General features: G+C 74.1%; 17 protein-coding genes and 1 pseudogene. 5 read left to right on the forward strand and 13 right to left on the reverse strand.

Features of this window, described 5'->3' with window-relative positions; all coding sequences use genetic code 11:
- Positions 1 to 77: 77 nt before the first annotated feature.
- The 3 genes from AB0O07_RS04425 to AB0O07_RS04435 form a co-directional block, all read right to left on the reverse strand.
- Positions 78 to 983: a geranyl diphosphate 2-C-methyltransferase gene (locus AB0O07_RS04425; RefSeq protein WP_365626602.1), complete on the reverse strand. Its 906-nt coding sequence runs from the start codon at positions 981 to 983 to the stop codon at positions 78 to 80.
- 19 nt (positions 984 to 1,002) lie between these two features.
- A complete protein-coding gene (locus tag AB0O07_RS04430) occupies positions 1,003 to 2,283 on the reverse strand; it encodes a family 2 encapsulin nanocompartment cargo protein terpene cyclase (protein WP_365626605.1) in 1,281 nt (426 codons plus the stop codon).
- Between the two features lie 75 nt (positions 2,284 to 2,358).
- Complete coding sequence (locus AB0O07_RS04435) at positions 2,359 to 3,768, reverse strand: family 2B encapsulin nanocompartment shell protein (RefSeq protein ID WP_365626608.1); 1,410 nt, start codon at positions 3,766 to 3,768, stop codon at positions 2,359 to 2,361.
- 392 nt (positions 3,769 to 4,160) lie between these two features.
- On the opposite strand from AB0O07_RS04435, the pseudogene AB0O07_RS04440 reads away from it, so the two are divergent.
- Positions 4,161 to 6,761, forward strand: a pseudogene (locus AB0O07_RS04440) (beta-L-arabinofuranosidase domain-containing protein).
- 71 nt (positions 6,762 to 6,832) lie between these two features.
- On the opposite strand, the gene AB0O07_RS04445 reads toward AB0O07_RS04440, so the two are convergent.
- The 6 genes from AB0O07_RS04445 to AB0O07_RS04470 all read right to left on the reverse strand — a co-directional run bounded on the left by AB0O07_RS04445 (position 6,833) and on the right by AB0O07_RS04470 (position 13,250).
- A complete protein-coding gene (locus AB0O07_RS04445) occupies positions 6,833 to 6,991 on the reverse strand; it encodes a hypothetical protein (RefSeq protein WP_365626611.1) in 159 nt (52 codons plus the stop codon).
- Positions 6,992 to 7,031: 40 nt separating this feature from the next.
- Positions 7,032 to 8,957, reverse strand: coding sequence for a maleylacetate reductase and hydroxyquinol 1,2-dioxygenase domain-containing protein (locus AB0O07_RS04450; protein WP_365626614.1), 1,926 nt, complete (start codon positions 8,955 to 8,957; stop codon positions 7,032 to 7,034).
- A 143-nt stretch (positions 8,958 to 9,100) separates the two neighbouring features.
- Complete coding sequence (locus AB0O07_RS04455; protein WP_365626617.1) at positions 9,101 to 10,048, reverse strand: TIGR03620 family F420-dependent LLM class oxidoreductase; 948 nt, start codon at positions 10,046 to 10,048, stop codon at positions 9,101 to 9,103.
- A gap of 50 nt (positions 10,049 to 10,098) precedes the next feature.
- Entirely contained in the window at positions 10,099 to 11,139 is a 1,041-nt protein-coding gene (locus AB0O07_RS04460) for a Gfo/Idh/MocA family oxidoreductase (RefSeq protein ID WP_365626619.1), read from the reverse strand.
- A gap of 81 nt (positions 11,140 to 11,220) precedes the next feature.
- Positions 11,221 to 12,045, reverse strand: coding sequence for an SDR family oxidoreductase (locus tag AB0O07_RS04465; protein ID WP_365626622.1), 825 nt, complete (start codon positions 12,043 to 12,045; stop codon positions 11,221 to 11,223).
- Positions 12,042 to 13,250: a phytanoyl-CoA dioxygenase family protein gene (locus tag AB0O07_RS04470; protein ID WP_365626625.1), complete on the reverse strand. Its 1,209-nt coding sequence runs from the start codon at positions 13,248 to 13,250 to the stop codon at positions 12,042 to 12,044. The genes AB0O07_RS04465 and AB0O07_RS04470 overlap by 4 nt, the downstream gene beginning before the upstream one ends.
- 141 nt (positions 13,251 to 13,391) lie before the next feature.
- Here AB0O07_RS04470 and AB0O07_RS04475 point away from each other — a divergent pair, with 141 nt between their 5' ends.
- Positions 13,392 to 14,432: a LacI family DNA-binding transcriptional regulator gene (locus AB0O07_RS04475; protein WP_365626628.1), complete on the forward strand. Its 1,041-nt coding sequence runs from the start codon at positions 13,392 to 13,394 to the stop codon at positions 14,430 to 14,432.
- Positions 14,433 to 14,517: 85 nt separating this feature from the next.
- Here AB0O07_RS04475 and AB0O07_RS04480 read toward each other — a convergent pair whose 3' ends face one another.
- The 4 genes from AB0O07_RS04480 to AB0O07_RS04495 form a co-directional block, all read right to left on the reverse strand.
- The gene (locus tag AB0O07_RS04480) at positions 14,518 to 15,777 is read right to left on the reverse strand and encodes a histidinol-phosphate transaminase (protein WP_365626631.1); all 1,260 of its coding nucleotides are present in this window, start codon (positions 15,775 to 15,777) and stop codon (positions 14,518 to 14,520) included.
- A gap of 48 nt (positions 15,778 to 15,825) precedes the next feature.
- Positions 15,826 to 16,827, reverse strand: a complete 1,002-nt coding sequence (locus tag AB0O07_RS04485) for a lytic polysaccharide monooxygenase (RefSeq protein ID WP_365626634.1) — start codon at positions 16,825 to 16,827, stop codon at positions 15,826 to 15,828.
- Between the two features lie 177 nt (positions 16,828 to 17,004).
- Entirely contained in the window at positions 17,005 to 19,407 is a 2,403-nt protein-coding gene (locus tag AB0O07_RS04490; RefSeq protein ID WP_365626637.1) for a zinc-dependent metalloprotease, read from the reverse strand.
- Between the two features lie 268 nt (positions 19,408 to 19,675).
- On the reverse strand, positions 19,676 to 20,593 hold the full coding sequence (locus tag AB0O07_RS04495; protein ID WP_365626640.1) for a GntR family transcriptional regulator: 918 nt from the start codon (positions 20,591 to 20,593) through the stop codon (positions 19,676 to 19,678).
- A 414-nt stretch (positions 20,594 to 21,007) separates the two neighbouring features.
- Here AB0O07_RS04495 and AB0O07_RS04500 point away from each other — a divergent pair, with 414 nt between their 5' ends.
- The 3 genes from AB0O07_RS04500 to AB0O07_RS04510 all read left to right on the forward strand — a co-directional run bounded on the left by AB0O07_RS04500 (position 21,008) and on the right by AB0O07_RS04510 (position 24,922).
- Positions 21,008 to 22,327, forward strand: coding sequence for a peroxidase-related enzyme (locus AB0O07_RS04500; protein WP_365626643.1), 1,320 nt, complete (start codon positions 21,008 to 21,010; stop codon positions 22,325 to 22,327).
- Positions 22,328 to 22,488: 161 nt separating this feature from the next.
- Positions 22,489 to 23,673 carry an ABC transporter substrate-binding protein gene (locus AB0O07_RS04505; RefSeq protein WP_365626646.1) on the forward strand — a complete coding sequence of 395 codons (1,185 nt, stop codon included), beginning with the start codon at positions 22,489 to 22,491 and terminating at the stop codon, positions 23,671 to 23,673.
- Positions 23,666 to 24,922, forward strand: coding sequence for an ABC transporter ATP-binding protein (locus AB0O07_RS04510; RefSeq protein WP_365626649.1), 1,257 nt, complete (start codon positions 23,666 to 23,668; stop codon positions 24,920 to 24,922). Before AB0O07_RS04505 ends, AB0O07_RS04510 begins: the two co-directional genes overlap by 8 nt.
- Positions 24,923 to 24,927 lie beyond the last annotated feature (5 nt).

The following is a 24,927-nucleotide window of genomic DNA, read 5'->3' on the forward strand; positions in this document are numbered from 1 at the left end:
GCGGGCCCGCCCTCCCCGAGGAGGACCGGCCCGCCACCGTGCCCGCGTACCGGAGCCGCCGGATCAGAGCCGCCGGATCAGACCCGGTCGGCCGCGATCAGGACGTACTGGAAGGAACCGTCCTTGTACGAGTTGATGAACGCCTCCTCGATGCCCGTCACCAGGGACGAGGTGGCCCGCAGCTCCCAGTAGGGGAGGGTCGCCGGGGTCAGGTCGACCACCGCCTGCGGGACCAGCCGGTTGTCGGCCATCGCGCGCAGATACTCCCGGCGGGAGTGGATGTTGCACTCGAAGTGCGCGTTGATCTGCGAGACCCACTTGGAGGGCTGGCCGTACCGGGGGTTCCAGCACCCGGTGATGGTCACATACCGTCCGCCGACCGCGAGGACCCGGGAGTGCTCGGCGAAGAGGTCGTGCAGGTCGACGTACATGGACGACTCGTTGTTCCAGGACGCCTGGGCCCGCCCGCTCTCGAAGGGCATGTCCAGCATGTTGCGGACCTGCGCGCGCACCCGTCCTTCGATGCCCAGCTCCCGGGCGCGCCGGTTGGCGAACTCGGCCTGCTTCGCCGAGAGGGTGACGCCGTTGACGTCACAGCCGAAGCGCTGGTGGGCCATGACCATCGAGCCGCCGCGCCCGCACCCCGCGTCCACCAGGGTGTCGTCGCGCCGGACCGGGCCGAGGTGGTCCAGGAGGAGTTCGGCCTGCGCCGACTCCAGCCGGTGCAACTCCGCGATCAGCCGCTTCTCGTACGTGGAGTCGTGGGCGTCGCCGAGGGCGTCCCGGTCGATGTCACCGATCCCGTAGTGGTGGTGGTACAGCCCGTCGACATCGCCCAGCTTCAGATTGACCGGCCGCGCCTCGCCGTCCCAGTACCGGGCGATGTCGCCCTGGTACGGCGTCGAGGGCGAGGGGATGAAGACGGAGGCGCCGGCCGCCGGAGCGGAGCCGGTGACGGGGGTGGTGAGGTCGGTGCTGGTCACAGGTGAATCCATTCTTCTTCTACCAGAAGTCGGGCAGGGTGTAGCGATAGGTGTTGGTCTGGTGCCAGTGGTGGTTGCCGTCGAGCCAGGCGGCCACGCCCCGCAGGAAGCGCTGCGCGCTCGGCACGGGACAGGCGGCGGCGAGGGCCGCGGCTTCGGCCTCGAAGGCGTGCATGAGGTCGTTGTGGACCTCGACCGCCTTCAGATACGCCTCGCGCACGGGGACCTTCTCGCGCTCCGCGATCACCACCGGAAGGTTCAGATGGTGCCCGGGGGAGTCGAGTTCCTTGGTGTACGAGTAGAGGTCGTTCACGATCGTGGTGGCGTTCCCCGCGAGCGCGATGACCCGCTGCATGGCGGGCTGGGCATGCAGGTCCGCCGGGAGTTCGTAGCCCCCTACGGCGTCGGTGATGGTGGGGCAGGGGCGGAAGTTGTTGAACTGGCGCATGGCCAGGTACTCCCACACCTCGGGGACGTGATCCGTCTGCGCCCAGGCCGCCTCCGCGAGATACCCCATGTGGAGCCGGGCCATGTCGTGCCGGAACCGGTCGGCCTGGGAGGCGGTGGCGCTCTCCGTGAAGTACTCCATGGCGGAGCGGTAGGCGCGGCGGGGCGCGTCCGCGTGGAGCGACCCGGCCCACTCGGGCTCGTACTCGGCCGTCGTGTGGAGCGGGTCGAGCGCGGTGTGCGCCAGCAGCAGCCGGCCCCCGAGCCCGACCGGGGAGCCCCCGTGGTCCTCGCAGTAGCAGTCGTCCACCGCGTTCTCCGCGACCATCAGGCGGGTGGCGAGCATCAGATGGTCGACGGAGGGGGCGTCGGGGTGGCAGGCCACCATGTACCGCCCCACGGAGAAGCCGTCGAACTGCTCCTCCCAGTCGTCGGGGAAGAGGTCGACCTCGTCCACCGCCCACTCCTTGATCCGGTGGCTGACCTCCGCAACCCGTACCGGATCGGGCTCCGGGACGGGGTGGTGGTAGAGCCCGGGGACCGGGGTGCCCGCCGCCGGTTCGGGGGCGGCCACCGTCGGCTCCGTACGGGGGAGCAGGCGCAGGCCGGCCGTCCCCAGCCCGGTGGGCCCGCCCAGCACCTGACCGAGACCGGCGGCCGGGGCCGACGGGGAAGCCGGGGGAGCAGGGGGAGCAGGGGGAGCAGGGGCCGAGAGGGGAGCCGGGGGCGGGCCGGCGGTGCGGGAGCCGAGATCGTGGGCGCGGGCGGCGGTGTTGGCGAGCACGTACGCCCCGAACCGGTCGGCCGCGGCGGGCAGACTCGACTGCGGAGGGGACAGCTCAGGGTCGGGCATCCATGGCTCCTTGGGCTCCTTGCGCGAGAGGGGGAGGAAAGGGGGAGGAAAGGGGGAACAGGGGCCGGACCGGGCCTAGTGTCGGGTGGCGATCTGGACGTTCTCCAGGACGCCCAGCGCGTCGGGGACGAGGATCGCGGCGGAGTAGTAGGTGGTGACGAGGTAGGAGAGGATCGCCTGCTCGTCGATGCCCATGAAGCGCACCGAGAGCCCCGGCTCGTACTCGTCCGGCAGCCCGGTCTGGCGCAGCCCGATGACGCCCTGGTCGTCCTCGCCGGTCCGCATCACCAGGATCGAGCTGGTCTTCTCCTCGGTGATGGGGATCTTGCCGCAGGGCAGGATCGGCACCCCGCGCCAGGCAGGCACCTGCTGTCCGCCGAGGTCCATATGGCTCGGATAGATGCCCCTGCGGTTGAACTCGCGCCCGATCGCGGCGATCGTCCGGGGGTGGGCGAGGAAGAACTTGGAGCCCCGGCGGCGGCAGAGCAGCTCGTCCAGGTCGTCCGGGGTGGGCGGGCCCGAGTGGGTCTGGATGCGCTGCCGGAAGTCGGCGTTGTGGAGCAGCCCGAACTCCCGGTTGTTGATCAGCTCGTACTCCTGGCGCTCCCGCAACGCCTCGACCGTGAGCCGCAGTTGCTCCTCGGTCTGGTTGAAGGGGCCGTTGTAGAGGTCGGCGACCCGGGAGTGGATCTTCAACACGGTCTGGGCGACGGAGAGTTCGTACTCGCGCGGGTCGAGCTCGTAGTCGACGAAGGCGCCGGGCAGCTCGGCCTCCCCGGTGTGCCCGGCCGACAGGGCGATCTCGGCCTCGCCGTGCCGGTTCTGGCGCTGCTCGGGGATCGAGCTGAACGCGCGGATATGGGACTGGAGGCTCGGCGCCGAGGCCTGGACGGCGGCGAAGTCGGCCCGGGAGAGGGTGAGCAGGGTGCCCGCGGTCTCGGCGGTGGCGGTGTAGTCCCACAGGGTGTCCGTGTCCAGCAGGGAGTTCTCGCCGAACCGGTCGCCGTCCGCGAGCACCGCGACGGCGACCTCGTCCCCGTACTTCCCCACGGTGGTCTGGCTGATGCGGCCGTGGGCGATCAGATGGATGCCCTCGGCCGGCGTGCCGCGCTCGACCAGCGTCTCACCGGCCCGGAAGTCGCGCTGGACACACCGGTCGGCGAGGACGGTCAGCACCTCCACGTCCTCGAAGCCGCGCAGCAGCGCCAGTTCGCCCAGCTCCCGGGGGATGACCCGGACCCGGGCGCCGTCCTGGACGAAGTCCACGCGTCCGTCGCCGACGGTGTAGCTCAGCCGCCGGTTCACCCGGTAGACACCGCCCTTGGTCTCCACCCAGGGGAGCGTCCGCAGCAGCCAGCGGGAGGTGATCTCCTGCATCTGCGGGGCGGACTTGGTGGTGGTGGCGAGGTTACGGGCGGCCGCCGTGCTCAGACTGGACTGCCGCGGCGCCACCGGCGCTGCTTCCGGGCCGCTGTCAACACTCATCGGGCGAGCGCTCCTTCTCATCGGGCGGTGGCGGGCAGGGGTGCGCGCCACCGGAAAGAGGGTGGGCAAAGGGGGGTGAATCTCCGGGAATCCGTCCAGATCCCAGGGAACAGTAACGGCGCGTACACCCGGCCGGTCCAGGAAATCCGGTGGTATTAACTCGATGCGATGATCGTGACGCCGCGAGGTTTAATCGCCCGTCGACGGTGTACGGGCGCCGGTCATCCCCCGTGCGTGCAGAGGCCATTGACTTCCCGTGGGGCCTCGGTAGCGTGACGGCGCACAGCATTTCGCACAACGTTCGAAATGACGAACGGCGTACCCGGTGTCAGGAGACCGGGCGGCGCGACACCCCGGGCCATGACGGCCCCTTCGGTATACGGAGACGTGTCATGCGTGGACCATTCGATCGGCGGCACTTCCTCGGTACGGCGGCGGGCTCCACGGCCGCCGCCGCACTCCTCGCGGCGGGCGGAACCCCCGCGTACGCCGCACCGTCCCCGGGTGACGGCGCGGACGACGCCGGGCACGGTGGTACGGGCGACAGCGGGCCCGGCGGTACGGGCGACGGCGGGGCCGGGGCGCGGCAGGCGCCCACCGCCGTGCACCCCTTCCCCCTCACGGCGGTGACCCTGCTCCCCGGCGCCTTCCGGGAGAACCAGGCCCGCAACACCGCGTATCTGCGCTTCGTCGACCCCGACCGGCTGCTCCACACCTTCCGGCTCAACGTCGGACTGCCCACCACCGCCCAGCCCTGCGGCGGCTGGGAGGCACCCACCGTGGAGCTGCGCGGCCACACCACCGGGCACCTCCTCTCCGGCCTCGCCCTCACCTGCGCCAACACCGGCGAGGAGGCGCTGCGCGCCAAGGGGGAGCGGCTGGTGGCCGGGCTCGCCCAGTGCCAGGAGCGGGCCACCGCCGCGGGGTTCGGGCGCGGTTATCTCTCCGCCTTCCCCGAGAGCTTCTTCGACCGGCTCGAAGCGGGCACCGGCGTGTGGGCGCCGTACTACACGATCCACAAGATCATGGCCGGGCTCCTCGACCAGTACCGGCTGGCGGGCAACGGCTAGGCGCTCGATGTCGTCCTGGCGCAGGCCGCCTGGGCGGACGCCCGGACCGCGCGGCTCTCCCCGGCGGCGATGCAGCGCGTGCTGGAGACCGAATTCGGCGGCATGCAGGAGGTCTTCGCCGAGCTGCACACCGTCACCGGCGACGCCCGGTGGCTCCAGGCCGGGGAGCGCTTCACCCACGCCAGGGTCCTCGACCCGCTGGCGCGCGGCGAGGACCGGCTGGCCGGGCTGCACGCCAACACCCAGATCCCCAAGGCCGTCGGCTCGATGCGGCTCTGGGAAGAGGGGCTGCCCGCCCGCTACCGGGACATCGCGGAGAACTTCTGGCGCATCGTCACCGGCCACCACACCTATGTCATCGGCGGGAACAGCAACGGCGAGGCGTTCCACGAGCCCGACGCCATCGCCTCCCAGCTCGGCAACGGCTGCTGCGAGAACTGCAACAGCTACAACATGCTCAAGCTCACCCGGCTGATGCACTTCCACGCGCCCGGCCGGACCGACCTGCTCGACTACTACGAACGCACGCTCCTCAACCAGATGCTGGGCGAGCAGGACCCCGACTCCGCGCACGGCTTCAACATCTACTACACGGGGCTCGCGCCGGGTTCGTACAAGCAGCAGCCCTCGTTCATGGGGACCGACCCCGAGGCGTACTCCACGGACTACGACAACTTCTCCTGCGACCACGGCACCGGCATGGAGACCCAGGCCAAGTTCGCCGACACCGTCTACACCCACGACGAACAGGCCCTGCTGGTCAACCTGTTCATCCCCTCCGAGGTGGTCTGGCGGGACCGGGGCATCACCTGGCGGCAGACCACCGACTTCCCCGACCGCGCCGCCACCACCCTCACCGTGACGGCGGGCGGCGCCGCCCACCAGCTCCGGATTCGCGTCCCCGGCTGGGCCTCGGGCGCCTCCGTACGGGTCAACGGCGCCCCGGTGGAAGGCGGTTGGGAACCCGGGAGCTGGCTGGCGCTGGACCGTGCCTGGGTCACCGGCGACCGGGTGGAGGTGACGCTGCCGATGCGGGTCGCCCTCGAACCGACACCGGACGACCCGGACATCCAGGCCGTGCTGTACGGACCTGTCGTGCTCGCCGGGGCGTACGGGAACCAGGCGGGCGGCGGGATGCCCCGGATCGACCCCGCTTCGGTGCGCAGGACGGCCGAGGCGCCGATGCGGTTCACGGCGAGCGCCGACGGCGGGGACGTGACCCTGCTGCCCATCGCCCGCGTCCACCACCAGCGGTACCACGCCTACTGGCTCACCGGCACGCCCCCGCCGCCGCCCCCGGCCTTCGCCGCCTGGTACCGCTTCGACGAGACCACCGGAACCTCGGCCGCCGACGCGACCGGCAACGGGAAGACCGCCACCCTCGCGGGCGGTGCCTCCTGGACGGCGGGCCGCTCGGGCGGCGCCGTGGCGCTCGACGGCACGGACGGACATGTCGCCGTCGCCGAGAACCTTCTCGCGGGCGCCTCCGCCTACTCCGTGGCCACGTGGGTCCGTCTCGACGGGCAGCCCGCCACCTGGAGCCGGATCTTCGACTTCGGCACGGGCGTCACCGCCAACCTCTTCCTCACCCCGCGCAGCGACGCCGGCACCCTGCGGTTCGCCGTCACCACGGGCGGCGGCGGCGCCGAACAGCGCATCGACGCACCGGCGTTGGCCACCGGCCGGTGGGTCCATGTGGCGCTGGCGTACGGCGCCGGGACCGCGGTGCTCTACGTGGACGGCGCCGAGGTGGGCCGTAACTCCCAAGTGACCGTCGAACCACGGCACTTCGGCAACACCATCAGGGCCGCGTGGATCGGCCGCTCCCAGTACCCGGACCCGTATCTCCGGGCGGCGGTCGACGACTTCCGGGTCTACGGGAGGACGCTGAGCGCGGCGGAGGTGGCGGCGCTGGCCGGGTGACGCGGAGACGCCCGCCGTCGGTCAGCGGCGCGTACCGTACGTACGGTACGGACCGTACGTACCGCCGCCGGTCAGCGGCGCGCCTTCCAGCAGGCCCAGGCGGCCCAGCCGAGGAGCGCCGTCACCGCGAGGTCCCCGAGGCCGATCGGCGCCCCGGGCTCCTTGGCGGCGACGCTCCCGAAGGCGAGGGCGGCGAACGCCACGGCGAGCACCGTCCAGATACGTCCCACGCCCCACCTCCACCGCCGCGGATCCCCCGGCCACGGTAGCTCAACCGGCCGGGGAGAGCCGGAAGGTGTAGGCGAGCGAGCGCCAGGGCCCCGCCGCCGGGCGGCCGTCCGGGGTGGGGCCCCGGTGTTCGGGGAAGTCGACGACCAGCGCGTCCTTCACCCCGAAGACCGTGTCCGCGTCGATGTACGCGCCGCCCGCCACGAACAACTGGGTGACCAGGCGGCGCCGGCCCGGGGCGCTGATCATGAAGTGGACGTGCGGGGCCCGGTACGGGTGGCGGCCCATGGCGCGCAGCATGGTGCCGACCGGGCCGTCGTCCGGGACCGGGTACTCCGAGGGCAGCACCGACCGGAAGAAGACCCGCCCCTCGGCGTCGGTGTGGAACCGGGCCCGCAGCGAAGGCCCGTCCAGCTCCGGGAGCTGCACGTCGTAGAAGCCCTCCGCGTTCGACTGCCATACGTCGACCACCGCGCCCGCCAGCGGCTCCCCGGCCGGATCCGTGACCCGGCAGTCGGCGTACAGCGGGACGCCCGCCACGCCCTCGGCGAGGTCCGCTCCGTTGGCCAGCGGCGGCGGTCCCTCGACATAGAACGGGCCGAGGACGGCGGACGGGGTGCCGTCCTCCGTACGGGAGTTGGTCACCAGGTCGACGGCGCTGGAGATCCCCAGGGTGTCCGAGAGCAGGATGAACTCCTGCCGCCGGTCGTCACAGAGCTGCCCGGTCCTGGTGAGGAATCCGATCGCGTACCGCCACTCCTCCTCGGTCACCGCGTGCTCCCCGACGAAGCCGTGCAGCCGCCGCGTCAGCCCGGTGAGCAGCTCCCGCACCCGCGCGTCCCGGGCCCCGGAGAGGCTCGCCGCGACCCGGTCGGCCAGCTCCCGCAGCTCCGCGCCGAGCCGGTCGGCGGGCTCGGGACGGCGCCCGGCCCAGGCCTCCCCGAGCACCCCGGTGACCCCCTCGGCGGTCACCTCGCGCGGGTTCGGGTACGGGGCTGCGCCCGCCAGCGCTGCGGCGCGGCCGAGTCCGTCCTCGGGCAGCCCCAGGTCGCGCAGGGCGCGCGGCCCGCCCACCGACGCCACCAGGTCGTAGACGGCGGTGGGCGCGTCGGCGGCGCCCAGCGCCCCGGCGATCCGGCGCATGGCCTCCGGCGCCGCGGGCGCGTTGTACGCCATCACATGCGGCAGCACCACGGTGTGGGTCGCGGCGTGTGGCAGCCCGAAGGAGCCGCCCAGGACATGGCAGAGCCTGTGGTGCAGGCCCATCCCGCCGCCGGCCAGCGCCCGCCCGGCGAGCCAGGCGGCCTCCAGCGCCTCGGAGCGCGCCGTCAGGTCGGCCGGGTCGGCGGCGATGGCCGGCAGGGCGCGCCCCAGCAGCGCCACCGCGCGGAGCGCGAGCTGCTCGGTCACCGGATCCGGGTTCGGGGCGTAGAGCGCCTCGACCGCGTGGGCCAGGGCGTTGACCCCGCTGGTGACGGAGGTCGCCACGGGCAGCCCGAGGGTCAGCTCCACGTCGTACAGCACCGTCCCCGGCAGGATCCCGGGCGCCGACCGGGTGGTCTTGACACCCCGCTCCGTCTCGCCGAGGACCGGGGTCGCCTCGGAGCCCGCGTAGGTGGTCGGCACCGCGATCTGGGGCAGCCCGGTCCGTACCGCCAGCGCCTTGCCGAGCCCGATGGCGGAGCCGCCGCCGACGGCGATCAGACAGTCCGCCTCGTGCGCCCGCAGCGCGGCCAGCGCCACCCCGGTGACCTCCACCGGGGTGTGCTCGGCCGCCTCCGTGAACTGGGCCGTCACCGAGGCCCCCAGCAGCTCCCGCACCCGGTCCGCCAGTTCCGTACGCCGGGGCGTGGTCACCACCAGCGGCCGGGAACACCCGAGCCGCGCCGTCTCCCCGGGCAGCCGGCCGAGCGCACCGGGGGCGAAGACCACCCGGGCGGGGTGGCTGGTGTGGGTGAACTCCCGCATGCCGGTTCTCTCCTCAGAGGCCGTGGAACCGGCCCTCGGACGGGGCGGAGGCGCCGGGGCGGCCGACGCGAAGGGACAGTCGCGACAGTACTCGCGGCCCCCGCCGTCCGCCGCCCCACGCACCCCGCCCGGCCGCCGCCTCCCTACGCGATGAGCGCGGTGGCCAGCTCCCGCCACTCGGCGCGCGGCAGCGCCGGGGCCGGTCCGGGTGTCAGCACCTGGAGCGCGACATGGTCCGCGCCCGCCGCCCGGTGCGCCTCGACCCTGGCCCGTACCGCGTCCAGGCCGCCGAGCGCGTAGAGCGCGTCCAGCAGCCGGGGGCTCCCGCCGTCCGCGAAGTCGGCCTCGGCGAACCCCAGCCGGAGCAGATTGCGGGTGTAGTTGGGGAGCAGCAGATAGCGCGCCAGGGCGTCCCGCGCGGTCTCCCTGGCCCGGTCGAGGTCGGCGTCGAGCACCACCCCGACCTCGGGCGCCAGCAGCGCGTCCGGCCCCAGCTCCGCCCTGGCCAGCGCGGTGTGCTCGACGGTGATCAGATACGGGTGCGCGCCCGCCGTACGCTCGGCGGCCAGCCGCAGCATCCTCGGCCCCAGGGCGGCGAGCACCCGGTTGCGGGCGGGCACCGGCTCGGGCGCGGCGTCCAGCCCGTCGAGATAGCCGGCCATCGCCGTGTACGGGCGGGCATAGCGGGGCGCGGACTCCGGGTCCAGGGCGTCATGGCTCACCCCGAGCCCGAGGACGAACCGGCCCGGCGCGGCCCGCTCGATCCCGGCCACCTCCCGGGCGACGGCCGCCGCGTCGTACTGCCGTACGGAGAGGATGCCGGTGGCCACGGTGACCCCGCTGGTCGCGGCGACGACCGCCCCGGCCTCCGCGACGGAGGGGCTGCCGCCGAGCCAGAGCGTGCCGTACCCCAGCTCGTCCACTTCGGCCAGGGCCTCCGCGATCTCGCCGGCCTCCGCGCTCCCGGGGCCGCCGGGGGCGCGCGGGGTCAGGGCCGGGGTCCAGATGCCGAGGGGGCCGAAGCGCGCGGCCGGGGCGGGGCGGACGGAAGGCGTACGTCCGTCAGAAGTGGTGTACCCGTCGGAAGTCATACGACCCTCAACGGCACCCGGGCCCCGCCTGTTCCGGCCCCGGCCGGCGATTACCCCGTACGGCCGCCGGAGGGGTCCGGGCGGAGCCGGCCGCCCGGGATCTCGTCCAGCCGTACCGGCCGGTGCTCGTGGAACGAGCGCGTGCACGCCTCCGCGATCCGGCTCGCCTCCACCGCGTCGGCGAGCGTGCACGGCGAGGCCCGGCGCCCCGCCACCACCTCGGTGAACGCGGTGAGTTCGGCCCGGTACGCGGCGGCGAAGCGGTCCAGGAAGAAGTGGTGCGGCGCCACCCCGGGGACGGCGGCCCCCGGCTCCACCGAGCGCAGCGGAAGCCGCTCGTCCCGGCCCGCCGCGATGCTGTCCTTCATGCCGTGCACCTCCAGCCGGACATCGTGCCCCCGCGCGTTGTGCCGGGAGTTGGAGACCACCGCGATGGTGCCGTCGTCCAGGGTGAGCAGCGCGGACGCGGTGTCGGCGTCGCCCGCCCCGGCGATGTACGCGGCGCCCCGGTTGCCGCCCGTGGCGTACACCTCCGTGACCTCGCGGCCGGTCACCCAGCGCACGATGTCGAAGTCGTGCACCGCGCAGTCCCGGAAGATCCCGCCGGAGACGGCCACATACGCGGCCGGCGGCGGCGCCGGGTCCAGCGTCGTCGACCGTACGGTGTGCAGCGTGCCCAGCTCCCCGCCGAGCACCGCGGCCCGGGCCGCCGCGCACCCCGGGTCGAAGCGCCGGTTGTAGCCGATCTGGACCTCCACCCCGCTCCCCTCGACGGCCCGCGCCACCGCCAGGCTCTCCTCGACCGTGCGGGCCACCGGCTTCTCGCAGAAGACCGGCACCCCCGCCCGCACGGCGGCCAGGATCAGCCCGGGGTGCGCGTCGGTGGCCGCGGCGATCACCACCCCGTCGACCCCGGCGGCGAGGACGGCCTCCGGGGAGGCGGCCGGCTCGGCGCCGAGCCGGCCGGCCACGGCCGCTGTCGCGGCGTCCACCGGGTCGGTGACCACGAGCGAGCCGACCCCGTCGAGCCCGGCGAGGGTCTCGGCGTGGAAGGCGCCGATCCGGCCCAGGCCCATGATGCCGATACGCATCTGTTCCGCTCCTCCTTCTGTCTTCTGTCGCCCTGTCTTCTGTCGCCCGGTCCCCGGGCCTCGGCTCTCGGCTCTCGGTTCTCAGTCCTGTCCGCCGACGACCCGCTGGCTCCAGTCGATGACCGAGCCCGTCACCACCCCGCTGCGCTCCGAGAGCAGCAGCACGACCAGGCCGGCGACCTCATCGACCTGGCCGAGCCGCCCCATGGGCAGGGTGCGGGCGGCCTCCGTACGCCAGGAGTCGCCGGCGCCGTGGAAGGTGCGCTGGACGACGTCCTCGCCCTCGCTGTCGGTCCAGCCGATGTTCACCGTGTTGATCCGGATCCGGTCCCAGCGGTGCGCGTGCGCGGCGTTCCTGGTCAGCCCGGCCAGCCCCGCCTTCGCCGCCGAGTACGGCGCCAGATACGGCAGGCCGCCGTCCGCGCAGTCGGAGCCGATGTTGACGATCGTGCCCGGCTCCCCGCGCGCCACCATGTCCGCGACCGCGGCCTGCATCGCGAAGAACGGCCCGCGCAGATTGACCGCGAGATGCGCGTCGAACAGCTCCGGCGTGGTCTCCAGCAGGGAGCCCCGCGAGGTCAGCCCCGCCGAGTTGACCAGGCAGTCGATCCGCCCGTACGCCGCCACGACCTGCTCCACCCCGCCGCGCGCCTGCGCCGCGTCGCCGAGATCCGCCCGGAGGTAAGCGGCCCGCCCGCCGGCCGCCGTCACCTCCGCCACCAGGGCCTCGCCGGGCTCCGGGCGGCGGCCCGTGACGACGACGGTGGCGCCCTCCCGGGCGGCGGCCCGCGCGATGGCCGCGCCGACCCCCTGCGTACCGCCGTTGACGAGGGCGACCTTGTCCTTCAGCAGGCCCGGCTGGGTACCGTCGGGGGTACTCAGGGGCGTCCCCGCGACCGTACTCATGACCCCTCCGTTCCCGTGCGCCGCGCCGTGGCCGCCCGCAGCTCCGTGCGCAGCCGCTCCGGCGGCCACCCCTCCGCCACGGCCCGCCACACCAGCTCCGCCTGGGACGGCGGCGCGAGGCCGTCGGCCGGCGGGTCCCGGTCCAGGTCGGTGGGGAAGGGGTACCCCTCGGCGGTGGCGGCGACCACCCGGCGCAGCCACCCCTCGCCGGCCCCCTCCGCCGCGCGCCGTACCAGCACCGGGTGGACGGCCGCGCACATCGCGTCCCGGTCCACATGCTCCATCGCGCGGCCGAACGCCGAGGAGATCTGGAGCAGGTTCGCCATCCGGCGGGTCCCCGCCGACCTGTTCTCCCCCGCGGCGTGGAAGAGCGCGGGGTTGAAGAAGACCGCGTCGCCCTTCTCCAGCGGGAGCTGGACGTGGTGCTCCTCGAAGTACGCCACGAACTCGGGGCGCCGCCAGGCGAGATACCCCGGGCCGTACTTCTGCGAGTGCGGCAGGTAGAGCGTGGGCCCGGACTCCACCGGCATGTCGCCGTGGGCGACGGCGCCCTGGAGGGTGAGGACGGGGGAGAGCCGGTGCACATGGGCCGGGTACGCCGCCGCCCGCTCCTGGGAGAGGAAGCCGAGGTGGTAGTCGCGGTGCACGTGCTGCGCCGCGCCGCCCGGGTTGACCACATTGATCTGCGAGGTCACCTGGTAGCCGGGGCCGAGCCAGGCCGAGGCCGTCAGGGCCAGCATCTCGTTGGCGTAGTAGTCGGCGAAGAGCCCGGGCTCCCGTACCGCCATCTTCTCCAGCGCGTTCCACACCCGGTCGTTGGCGCCCGTGGCGGCGAAGTGGTCACCGCGCGCCGCGCCCGAGGCCCGCTCCTCCTCGATCAGCGTGTGGAAGGCCGCGGTGGCCCGGTCCACCACCCCGTGGTCGTCGAAGGCGTCCTTGAGGACGACGATGCCGGGCCCGTCCAGCAGAACGCGGACCAGCTCGCCCTGGACCGCACGGCGGCCCTCGGGCGTGGCGGCCAGGGCGCGCAGCCGGGCGCTGTCGTAGAGCGGGACGTTCCGCTCGATCCGCTCGGCGGTCGGGCAGTCGTCGGGGCCGGTCCGCTCGGCGGCCAGCGCCCGCAGCTCGGCGAGATCGCAGTCGTCCGGGCTCAGCCAGACCGGGGACGGGGACTCCGTGGGGGTGTCGGTACGGGTGGGGGACATGGCGGCTCCTTCCGGGAAGCGGTTGGCTCTGTCAGTCTGGAGGCCCCTGAGGGACGGGGGAAGGGTGACGGGCCCGCGAGAATCCATCAAAAAACCATCAGTGACGGAGCCCCGTCCGTCCGTCAGGCTCGGGAAGTGGTCATGGCACATCCGTATCCGATCAGGGAGATCGCCCGGCAGGCCGGGCTCAGCGAGGCGACCGTGGACCGGGTCCTCAACGGCCGGGGCGGGGTACGGGAGTCCACCGCCCGCGAGGTCCGGCAGGCCGTCAGGGACCTGGACCGGCAGCGCACCCAGATGCGCCTGGGCGGGCGCACCTTCATGCTGGACATCGTGATGCGCGCCCCGGAGCGGTTCTCCTCCGCCGTGCGCGCCGCCCTGGAGTCGCAACTGCCCGCCCTGCGCCCCGCCGTGCTGCGCTCACGCTTCCACTTCGGCGAGAGCGGCCCGGTCGCCGAGCTGACCGAGACCCTGGACCGGATCGCCGACCGGGGCTCGCAGGGCGTCATCCTGAAGGCCCCTGACGTCCCGGAGACGGCCGAGGCCGTCGGCCGGCTCGCCGAGGCCGGCATCCCGGTGGTGACCCTCGTGACCGACCTGCCCAGCAGCGCCCGGCTCGCCTACATCGGCATCGACAACCGGGCGGCGGGCGCGACGGCCGCGTATCTCGTCGGCCAGTGGCTCGGCGACCGCCCGGGACATGTGCTGACGACGGTGAGCCGCGGCTTCTTCCGGGGCGAGGAGGAGCGCGAGATGGGGTTCAGGGCGGCGATGCGCGCCGCGCACCCCGGGCGCGCGCTGGTCGAGGTCACCGGCAGCGACGGGCTCGACGCCGCCCAGCGGGAGCCCGTGCTGGCGGCGCTCGCCCGGGACCCGGAGATCAGGGCGGTCTACTCGATCGGCGGCGGGAACGCCGCCACGGTCGCCGCCTTCGCGGAGACGGGCCGGGAGTGCGCGGTGTTCATCGCCCACGACCTCGACCACGACAACACCAGGCTGCTCCGCGCGGGCCGGATCTCCGCCGTCCTCCACCACGACCTGCGCCAGGACGTCCGCCGCGCCTGCCATACCGTGCTGCGCGCCCACGGCGCGCTCCCCGCCGAGGAACGGCCCCCGGGGCCCTCCGCCATCCAGGTCGTCACGCCGTACAACCTCCCCCCGGAGGCGGAGACCCTGCGGTGACCGCCTCCGGGGGCAGGTTGTACAGGGCGGACAGCCGTACGGGGGGCGGACGGTGCCCCGCACCGTCCGCCCCCCGTACCGGGACTCAGCGCGCGGGGGCCAGCGCCGGCAGTGACGAGTTGCCCAGCGGCGCGGCGTGCGCCGGGGTGCGGGCCATGCCGGTCGGGCCCGACGGCAGGCACGCCTGGAGCGCGTGGGCCAGCCGCTGCACATCCTCCGGCGGCCGGACCACCATGCGCATGAACTGGCTGGTCATGCCGAGCTTGTTGCCGCATTCACGGACGAACAGGCCGTACTGGGTGAGCATCCGGTCCCGCAGCTCCACGCCGTCGACCCCGTCGGGCAGCTTCACCAGCAGGAAGTTGCCCTGCGAGAGGAAGACCACCAGGTCGGGGATGGCGGCCAGGGTCTGCGCCATGCTGGCCCGGTCGCGGGAGAGCAGGCTGAGGGACTGGTGGTACTCGACCCCGTACTCCTTGATCATGAAGACGACGCTCTCGGCGAAGGAGTTGAGGTTCCACTTCGGCAGGGCCTTCCGCACCCGCGCGGCGAGCGCCGGGTTGGCCACCAGATAGCCGAATCTGATGCCGTGCAGACCGAAGTTCTTGCCGAGGCTCTTGAGCACGATCACATTCGAGCGGATGGACGCCTCGTCGGCGACGGACGGGGCCCGCTCCGCGTCCACGAAGTCGATGAACGACTCGTCGACCACGACCAGGTCGAGATCGGACAGCTCGTCCAGCAGCCAGACCACTTGGTGGCGCTTGAGATAGCCGCCGTCGGGGTTGTTGGGGTTGCAGATGACCGCCACGCGCGAGCCGCGCTGACGGATGAAGCGCACATAGTCCTGGAGGTCCAGGGTGAAGTCCTGCTCCTCCTGGAGCGGGAACATGTCCACCCGCTTGCCGGTCTCCAGCGGCTGGTCGGTCCACCGCCCGAAGGTGGGGATCGGGATGGCCAGGCTCTCCCGGACCAGCAGATGGTCGATCCAGGTGATCAGCTCCGTGGAGCCGTTGCCCATCGCGACCGTCTGCGGGTTGAGCCCGAGCACGGAGCAGAGTTCGGCGGTGACGGTGTCGGCGTCACTCGGGTAGTACTTGAGGATCGACTCCAGGGACCCCTGCATCCGCCCGAACATCTCGGGCGTGGGGAAGTAGGGGTTGCAGGGGATGCAGAAGTCGATGCGCGGCTCATGCGCCTGTTCGGCCCTGCGGTGGGGCTCCTGCCCTGACGAGGCCACCCGGTCCGACGGGCCGTTGCCCGGGGACAGACGGCTCAGCATGGCCCAGGACGGGCTGTGCGCGCTGGTGGAACGCAGGAGGCCCGTTTCGGCGGACTGGGACATGAGGGAGGTCTCCTTACGGTCGGTGCTTACGGGGACGGCGCGCGGCGATCAGCGGGTGCGCCGCCTGAGCATCACGAAGATTCCGATACCGAGGGCGGCCATGAGCCCGCCCGCCGCCAGCGGCAGGTACTCCGCCGGTGACGTGGCGGAGACGGGGACGGCCTGGGGCGCGGCGGCCACCGGTACGGGTTGGTCGGCGGGGGGTGTGGGGGGCGTGGGGAGAGCGGCCGCGTCCGGCGTGGGGGAGGCGTCGGCGGTCGCGGGCGTGGACGGGGTGGCGGTGGTCCCGGGGACCGGGTCCTGCTCCGGGGCGGCGGTGGGGGGCGCCGGTGGGGCCGGGGCGGTGGACTCTCCGGAACCGCTCTGCCCGATGACTCCGGCCGCGTCGCCGCTCCCCGTGGAACCCTCGGGGAAGACGACGTCGGAGCACGAGTAGTAGGTGTCCGGGGTGCTGGTGTTCCGCCACACCGTGTACAGCACGTGCCGGCCGGTACGGTTCGAAGGGAGCGTCCCCGACAGGCGGTACGCTCCGTCCTCGACCGGCGGGTCCGTGACCGTGATGAAGGGCTGCGCGGCCAGATCGGCCCAGCGCAGCGGGGTCGTCGGGTCGTATCCCTCCCGGGTGAGGTAGATGGTGAACGTTCCCGTGTGCGGGATCGTCGTCCGATAGGTGACGGTCAGGTCGGCGCCGGGGGTCAGCCGGGTGGCCGGCCAGTCGGCGCGCGCGAGATCGAGGCCCTGGTAGGCGGGGAGGCCGCCGCTGCACAACTGCCCGTCCGGCACGACCTGTTGGTCCCTGCCGTTGACATCGGCGATACGCAGGTTGTCCCAGGCGTCGAAGTTCTGGCCGTTGTTGGCCGCGAGGGCCGCCTGGCAGGCCGCCGTCTGTGCCGCCGCGCCGCCCTCGGGGCCGCACGCGGCGGTACGGCTCAGCGGGTCGGTCGGCGCGCCGTGCGCGTACGCGGGCGCCGTGGGGAGGCCCGTCGAGACCGCGAACAGCAGGGGGACGGCGCCGGCCAGTACGGCGGTGGCGACGCGGTGGCGGAACATCTCTCGCAGACCTCCTCGGCGGGCCCGACGACGTCGGCCCCAGCGGCATGCTGTGTATTACGGCCGGGGTGCGCCGGTTGTTCAGCGCACCGCCAACGATCTTCAGCGGATTCCGCGGAAGGTCCACAGCAGCCCCGACAGGGTCTGGAGAGAGGTCCAACTGCCCCTGAAATAAGGTCAGATGGGCGCGCCGGGCGGGATGTACGGCTCCGGTCCGAACCGTACGGACCCGTCGCCCGCCAGGAACGCGCGGAGCGCCTCCGCCGCCTCCCGCCGGCCCTCCCCGGCCTCGCCCGCCGCGCTCCCCGGCTCCCCGGCGAGGGCGCGCAGCCGGGCGGTGACCTCCGCGCGTACCACGCCGTGGAGCGAGCCGCCCCGTACCGCTTCGGCCGCCGCGCGCAGCACCACCCACCCGGCCGTCTCCCGCACCGCCGCATCGCTCAACGCCCCGGTCCCGGTGGGCGGTTCGCCCCGCCACACCGCGTCGAGCAGAGCGTCCACCACCTCCCCGGGCCCCGGTACGGCCGGGTCCGCCGCGTGGAGCCAGCCGAGCCGGTTGAGCCGGGCCGGGTCCAGCAGCTCCCGGGTGACGAGGGCCGCCGTCGCGGCGACCGCGGAGAACGGGTCGAAGACCCGCCCCGCGCCGGTGGCGAAGTACTCCGCGTCCCGCTCGTAGCGGATCGCCGGCGGAGTGAGCGCGGCGATCAACTCGGCCGGGGGCGCCAGGTGTTCGGGGCGCAGCAGCTCCACCAGACGGGCCAGCGCGCGCCGTTGCGTCTCTCCGGGTACGGGTACGGTGCCACCGCCCGGCTCGCCCGCCACCCCGTACCCGTACCGCACCCCGCCCACCAGCCGTGCCACGGCGGCGAGTTGCGTGCGGTGGTAGAGCTGGAGCAGTACGGCGCGCGCCTCCAGCTCGCCGGTCTGCCGCCCCGGCGGCAGCACCGCGCGGGAGAACCCGGCCAGCGCGCTCCGCCGTACCGCCAGCGCCTCGTCGAGCGCGTCGAACGGGTCGGCGACGGGGGAGACCCACTGCACCGCGTCCGCGTGCGCCGCCCCGGGCGCCATCGCGTCCTCGTCGGTGAGGTAGCCGAGCCCTTGCCCGGCCGCCGTGTCCCGCAGCTCCGCGAGCGCCCGCTCCTCGTCGGCGGCCGCCCCGGGGAAGCGGCCGTACGCGTGCGCCACCAGGAAGTGGTCCCACGGGCCGAGCCCTTCCGGGTACGCCCGCGAGGAGTCCGGCCGCCCGTCGGGGGCGACGGTGACCCGGGGGTGCGGATAGTCCATCACCGAGGGGCGCGGGTGGTGCGTACTGGCGAAGTTGTGCATGAAGCCCAGCGCGTGGCCGATCTCGTGCGCCGCGAGCTGCCGCATCCGGGCGAGCACCAGATGCTCGACGGCGGCGCGGCGCTCCGCCTCGTCCGGCTGCCCGTACGGCGCGTGCAGCGCCTCGGCGAGCGCCGTGATCTGCTCGACGCGCTGCGAGCCGAGCCGGACCCGGCCGCAGAGGATCTCGCCGGTGCGCGGGTCGGTCAGCCCCTGCCCGTGCGACCAGCCCCGGCCGTCCCGGTGCACCCACCGTACGGAGTTGACGGCGAGGTCGTTGTCGTCGGTCCCCTCCGGCGCCACCTCGACCCGGAAGGCGTCGGTGAAGCCGGCCCGCTCGAACGCCTCCCGCCACCAGTTGCCGCCCTCTACCACGGCGCCGCGCACCGGCTCGGGGATCGCCGGGTCGACCAGGAAGACGATCGGATCGCGGACGGGCCCCGAGGGCGCGGCCGGATCGACCGGCTCCAGCCGGAAGCGCGGCTGGATCCGCACCCGCCGCCCCGCCACCTGGTCGGCGTCGTGGTCGTCGTGGCCGATGCCGTACCCGCCGGAGCCCGGGTGGTAGCGGCGTACCGGGAGCGGCGGGTCCGGCAGCGGGACGAGATGGAGATGCTGGACCACGCTCAGCGCCTCCGGCACCGGCACCACGGCCCGCACCGCGGGACCGGGCGCGGCGCCGCTCGCGGTGCCGCTCGCGCGGAAGGTGAGCAGCGCTGGGAGCCGCACCCCGCGCGCACTCCGCCCCGCCTCGCCCGGCAGCGGGAAGGAGGCGTCCGGATCGACCGCGTACGCCCCCTGCCCGGCCCCCGCGATGTGCGCGGCCACGCCGTGCAGATCCCGGAGGACCAGCCCGGTCGCGTCCACCACCACGGCCCCGTCCTGCTCGCGCAGGGCCGGGGCGCTCCACACCACCGACGTGGCGAAGGACTCCTCGCCCGCGCGGACGGCGGCGGGGTCACCGGTCGCGCGGTGGTGCTTGTTCCGCTGGACCAGCACCACCCGCCCACCGATCCGCCGGAACTCCACGACCCGCCCCTTGCCGAGCCGCCCCCGGTCCAGGGCGAGCAGGCTGGAGCCCACGCCGTGGGAGAGCGAGGCGGTCAGCAGAAAGGGGGTGCCGAACCGGCGCACGGCGAGGAGCTGCCGGTGCCCCTCGCTGTCCGGAACCGCTTCGAGAAACGGGAGGAGGGGACGGGGGCCCGGGTCCACACCCGGGTCCGTGCCCCGGGACGTCGCGGGCGACAGGTCGTTCACGCCGGTCTCGCTCTTCTCGCTGGGGGTGGGATGGCCGGGGCTCGCTGCGTTCCGGGTCCGGCATCGGCCACCGGCGGCCGGAAACGGCCGCCCCCGATCGTACGTCCCCACCCCCGCCCCGCCCGCCCGGCATACGCCGCCGAACTTTCGGGGCTCCCGGCGCTCGGACCTCCGGGCCCCCGAGGCTCCGCCCTCGACTTCCGGCACCCGGCGCCAGGTGCTCGGCCTTCGGCCCCCGACGCCCGGCGCTTGGTCCCGTCCCCCGGCTTCAGCTTTCCGGGGGCTCGGCGGGGATCTCGTACGCGAGGCGGAAGCGTTCGCCGGGGACGACCAGATCCGCGGTCTCCAGGGGGCGTTCTCCGGCGAAGTACGTGCGCTCGATGGCGGCGACGGGTGCGCCGGGTGCCAGATCGAGGGCGTCCGCCTCCTCGCGGGTGGCGGTCCGCGCGGTGACGGTCTCGGTGGAACGGGTGATCCGGAGGCCGATGTACGACATCCGCGCCACCACGCTGCTGCCCGCCAGGGGGCCGGCCCCGGGCAGGGAGACGGGGGTGCCTCCCGTGATGCCGAGCGGTTCCCAGCTCACACAGAGCATGGCCGGGCTGCCGTCCCGGGTGAGCAGGTACTCGCTCCGGATCACCGGCTCGGCGGCGGGGATCCCGAGGCGCCGGGCGATCTCCTCGGGGGCCTCCCCGGTGGTGGAGCGGGGGGTGCCGCGCACCGTACGGCCGTCGTCGGCGGGCGGTCCCGCGCCGGGTCTGCCGGTCGGCCCGGTCGGCCCGGTCGGCCCGGTCGGCCCGGTCGGCCCGGTCGGCCCGGTCGGTCCGGACGGTCCGGTGCCGGGCGGTGGGCCCTCACCGGGGCGCGCCGCGCCCGTACCGTATCCGCCCGTACCGCGTCCGACCGCCGTGACCGCGAGCCTGCCCTGGAGGCGTTCCTGGGTCCACGAGCGGGCCATCGTCCCGGAGGCGGCCCGTTCCCGTACGAAGACGCCGCGCCCCGCGCGCCCCTTGACGAGGCCGTCGGCGCTCAGCACCCGCACCGCGGCCGCCGCGACATTCGACCCCACGCCGTAGTGGCGGGCGAGGGCGGCGCGGGAGGGGAGCGGATCGCCCGGGGCGAACTCGCCCGCGTCGATCCGGCGCCGGAGATCCTCCGCCACGCTCCGGTAGGCCGCGACCGCCATCGCCGTCTCACCTTCTGGACTGTCGTCTCGCGATACGAGAAGTTTCACCGAGGCGGCCCGGTCCTGGTCCACCCGAAGCGGATCTCCCCAGGGCTCGCCCCGATGGCCTGATGCATCAGGTGGGCCGAAAACCCACCTCTCCGGGCAGTCTGCCACGGCGACTTCGCGGCCTGATGCATCAGGCCGCCGTCCGTGACGCGCCCGGCCTGCCCGCAGGCCGGCCCGGGCGGCGCTGCTCCCGGCCGGACCGACCTTTGCGCGGCGCCCCTGACCGGGGCTAACTTTCCTTTCCAGCCCGTCAAGAGGTGGTCTCCCTGAGACGTCTCAGCAGGCGGACGCAGTGACGGACACGCGCGGCCCACCGGTACGGGACGCCGGACGGCGGACACGGACCACCGGTGAGGAGGACGGACCATGAGCCAGGAGACCGAGCGGCCCACCGGGGCCGGGGCCACGACCCGCCCCGCGATCGGCGAGCACACGGCCGCCGCCCGCCGGGTGCTGCTCCTCTCGCCGTACCCCGAGTCCCTTCCGGCCGGGGTACGGATCGACGCCGCCGCCCGCGCCGCCGAACTCGCCGGCCGGCCCGCGCTCGCCGCCGCCTACCGTGACCTCGCCCCGGCCCAGGCCCCCGCGCCCACCGGGAAGGACGCCGGGAGGGACGCCGGGGAAGGCCGCGATCCGGAGTCGCTGACCGCCGCCGTACGCGCGTTCACCGACCGGGTCACCCTCGCCCCGGGCCGCGCCGGAGCCGACGCGCTGACGGCCCTGACCGCCCAGGGCCTCGACGCCCCGGCGGTGGTCGCCCTCGCCCAGATCTGCGCCTTCGTCTCGTACGAGGCCCGGGTCGACGCCGGACTCGCCCTGCTGACCGGCGGCACCGCCGCCGAGGCACCCGGTGCGCCCGGGGCCCCCGCTGTGCCCGGTGCGCCCGAGGGGCCTGAGGCTCTTGACGCCGCCGCCGGCGCCGATGAGGCCACCCCCGAAGCGCCCTTCACGCTCGACCAGCTCACCTGGCGGCCCCGGATCCCCGCCGTCGACGCGGATGCCCTCACACCGGAGCAGCGCGCCGTCATCGACGCGCACGCCACGCTCTCCACGGGCTCGCCCTACTACCGCACCCTGCTCCACCACCCGGCCGCCCTCGACCACCGTACGCACGTCTACAACGCGATCATGTACGGGCGCGGCGGACTGCCCCGCGCCGAGCGCGAACTGGCCACGCTGGTGGTCTCCCGGGTCAACGGCTGCGTCTACTGCGCCTCCGTGCACGGCCGCAAGTACGCCCAGCTCGCCCGCGACGAGGCGCGCGCCCTGCGCGTCCTGCGGGAGGGTGCCGCCGCCTTCGCGGGTCCGGACGGTACGTACGGTATGGACGGCACGGATGCCCCAGGCCGTACGTACGGTACGGACGCCCCGTACCGTACGGACACCCCGATCGCCGACCCGCGCGCCGCCGCCGTCGCCCGCTTCGCCGAGGCCCAGACCCGTACGCCACCCCAGGCCGGCGCCGGCCATCTCGCCGCGCTGCGCGCCGCCGGGCTCGGCGACGCCGAACTGGTCGACCTGGTCCACGCCGTCGCCCTGTTCGGCTGGGCGAACCGCCTGATGCTCGTCCTCGGCGACGCCCACCACCCGGGCCCCCCGCCCCAGCACACCGGAGTCCCGGGCACCGCCGCCCGGGAGTCCTGTAGCGGGACGTCGGTCCCGGCGCCACGGACGGGCGGCGCGTAGCCCTCCCGCCCCGTGGCCCCGGCCCGACGTCGCCCCCTGGCCGCCGCCCCGTCCCGCCCCGGCATCCCCGTCGCGTCCGTGGCGCCCGTGCCCGCCCCGCCCCGCCGCCCCCGGCAGCCCCTAGTCCCCGTATCTCCCGATCCGTCCGACCGGAGACCGCCATGCCCTCCCGCCGCACCCCCGCTTCCTCCCGTACCGCCCGTACCGCCCGTACCTCCGGGGAAGCCCGTTCCCTCCGCTTCCCCGGCTCGCGCCGTACCCTCCGTACCACCCTCGCCGGCGCCGCCGCGCTCACCGCCACCGCCCTGCTGGCGACGGCCTGCACCTCCAACGCGGCCTCCCCGTCCGGTTCGGCCGGCGGCGGGGACGCCGGGGGCAAGCAGACCATCACCTTCATGGGGTTCTACGGCACCTTCCAGGACTCCTTCACCAAGACGGTGATCAAGCCCTTCGAGAAGGCCAACCCCGGTATCACCGTCAAGTACCTGCCCATCCAGAACTCCGCCGAGGTGCTGGCCAAGCTCCGCGCGAGCAGCGCGCGCCCGGTCGCGGACGTCTCCCTCATGGACAGCTCCGTGGCGCCGACGGCCAACAAGGAGAAGCTCTTCGCCCCGCTCGACGAGTCGAAGGTCCCCAACCTCGCGCGCCTCGTCGACACCGCCAAGAGCCCGGACGGCTACGGCCCCGGCGTCACCTTCGACAGCCTCTCCATCCTCTACAACTCCAAGAAGGTCAAGAAGGCGCCGACGAGCTGGAACGACCTCTGGGACGCCCAGTACAAGGGCAAGCTGGCGATGCCGATCGCCGACACCCGGGGCGTCGCCCTGATCATCGCCCTGGAGAAGATCCTCGGCGGCGACTACAAGAAGGACATCGACCCGGCGATCGCCAAGCTGAAGCAGCTCTCGCCCGCCGTCCAGACCTGGCAGCCGTCGCCGGACGTCTACACCGCCATCCAGTCCGGTGACGCGGACATCGCCGTGGGGTGGAACGCCCGGGGCCAGTACTACAAGGACGCCTCCCAGGGGGTCGTCCAGCCGGTGCTGCCCAAGGAGGGCACGGTCACCCAGATCAACACCATCAACCTGGTCAACAACTCCCGGCACACCGCCGCCGCGCAGAAGTTCATCGACTACGCCATCGGCGCCGAGGCCCAGAAGGCCTTCGACGACGAGGCGTTCTACGCGCCCGTCAACAAGGACGTCGAGCTCGCCGCCGGGACCAAGGAGCGCACCACCGCCTCCGCCGAGCAGCAGAAGCACCAGATCCCCGTCGACTGGCGCTGGCTCACCACCCGCTACACCGGCTGGGTCGACCGCATCAAGCAGGAGGTCATCGGTGGCTGACGCGCCGGAGGCGGCCGACGGGCACCTCGTGCTCGACGGGCTCGCCAAGATCTACCCCGGCAGGGACGGCGCCGCCGTGCGCTCCCTCGACCTCGCCGTGGAACGCGGCACGATGCTCGCCGTCCTCGGCCCCTCCGGCTGCGGCAAGTCCACCACTCTGCGCATGGTCGCCGGTCTGGTCCGGCCCACCGCCGGACGGGTCCTGGTCGCGGGAGACGACATCACCGACGCCCCCGTGCACCGCCGCGACATGGGCGTCGTCTTCCAGTCGTACGCGCTCTTCCCGCACCTGGACGTCGCCCGCAACGTCGCCTTCGGCCTGGAGATGCGCAAGGTCCCCAAGGCCGAGCTGAAGCGCCGGGTGTCCGACGCGCTCGACCTCGTACGCCTCGGACATCTCGCCGGGCGCCGGATCGCCCAGCTCTCCGGCGGCCAGCAGCAGCGCGTCGCGCTCGCCCGCGCGCTGGTCGTCGAACCGTCCGTGCTCCTGCTCGACGAGCCCCTCTCCAACCTGGACGCGCGACTCCGCTCCGCCATGCGCGACGAGATCTGCCGGATCCAGCGCGAGACCGCGGTCACCACCGTCTTCGTCACCCATGACCAGCAGGAAGCCCTCTCCATGGCCGACCGGGTGGCCGTCATGAACCAGGGCAGGATCGAACAGGTGGGCACCCCCGAGTCCGTCTACGAGCGGCCCGAGCGCGCCTTCGTCGCCCGCTTCGTCGGCCGCGCCAACCTGCTCGACGGTACGGCCAGGGGCCGCGACGGCGAGCGTACGGCCGTCGATGTGCCCGGCCTCGGCACGGTGCCGGCGGCGGGCGACGCGGTGGCGGCGGGCCGCCCGGCCACCGTGCTGCTCCGCCCGCACCGGATCGCTCTCGCCCCGGCCGCCCCGGGCAGCGGCGGCGGGGTGCGCGGCACGGTGCTCTCCGCCGGGTACGCGGGCGAGAGCGTCGCGTACCGGGTGCGGGTCGGCGGCGCGGACGGGCCCGTACTCGACGTCGAACGGCCCACCGGTACGCAGGAACCGTTCGGCCCCGGCGCGGACGTGGAGCTGACCTGGGACCCGGCGGCACCCCGCCTGGTCGCCGACACCGCCGGCACCACGGGCGCCACCGACACCGCCGGCACCACGGGCGCCACCGACACCGCCGGCACCACGGGCGCCACCGACACCGCCGGCACCACGGGCGCCACCGACACCGCCAGCAGCGGCGACGGCTCCGACGGCACCGGGCGTCCCTCATGACGGCG

The organism is Streptomyces sp. NPDC093085 (assembly GCF_040683935.1).
Lineage (GTDB): Bacteria > Actinomycetota > Actinomycetes > Streptomycetales > Streptomycetaceae > Streptomyces.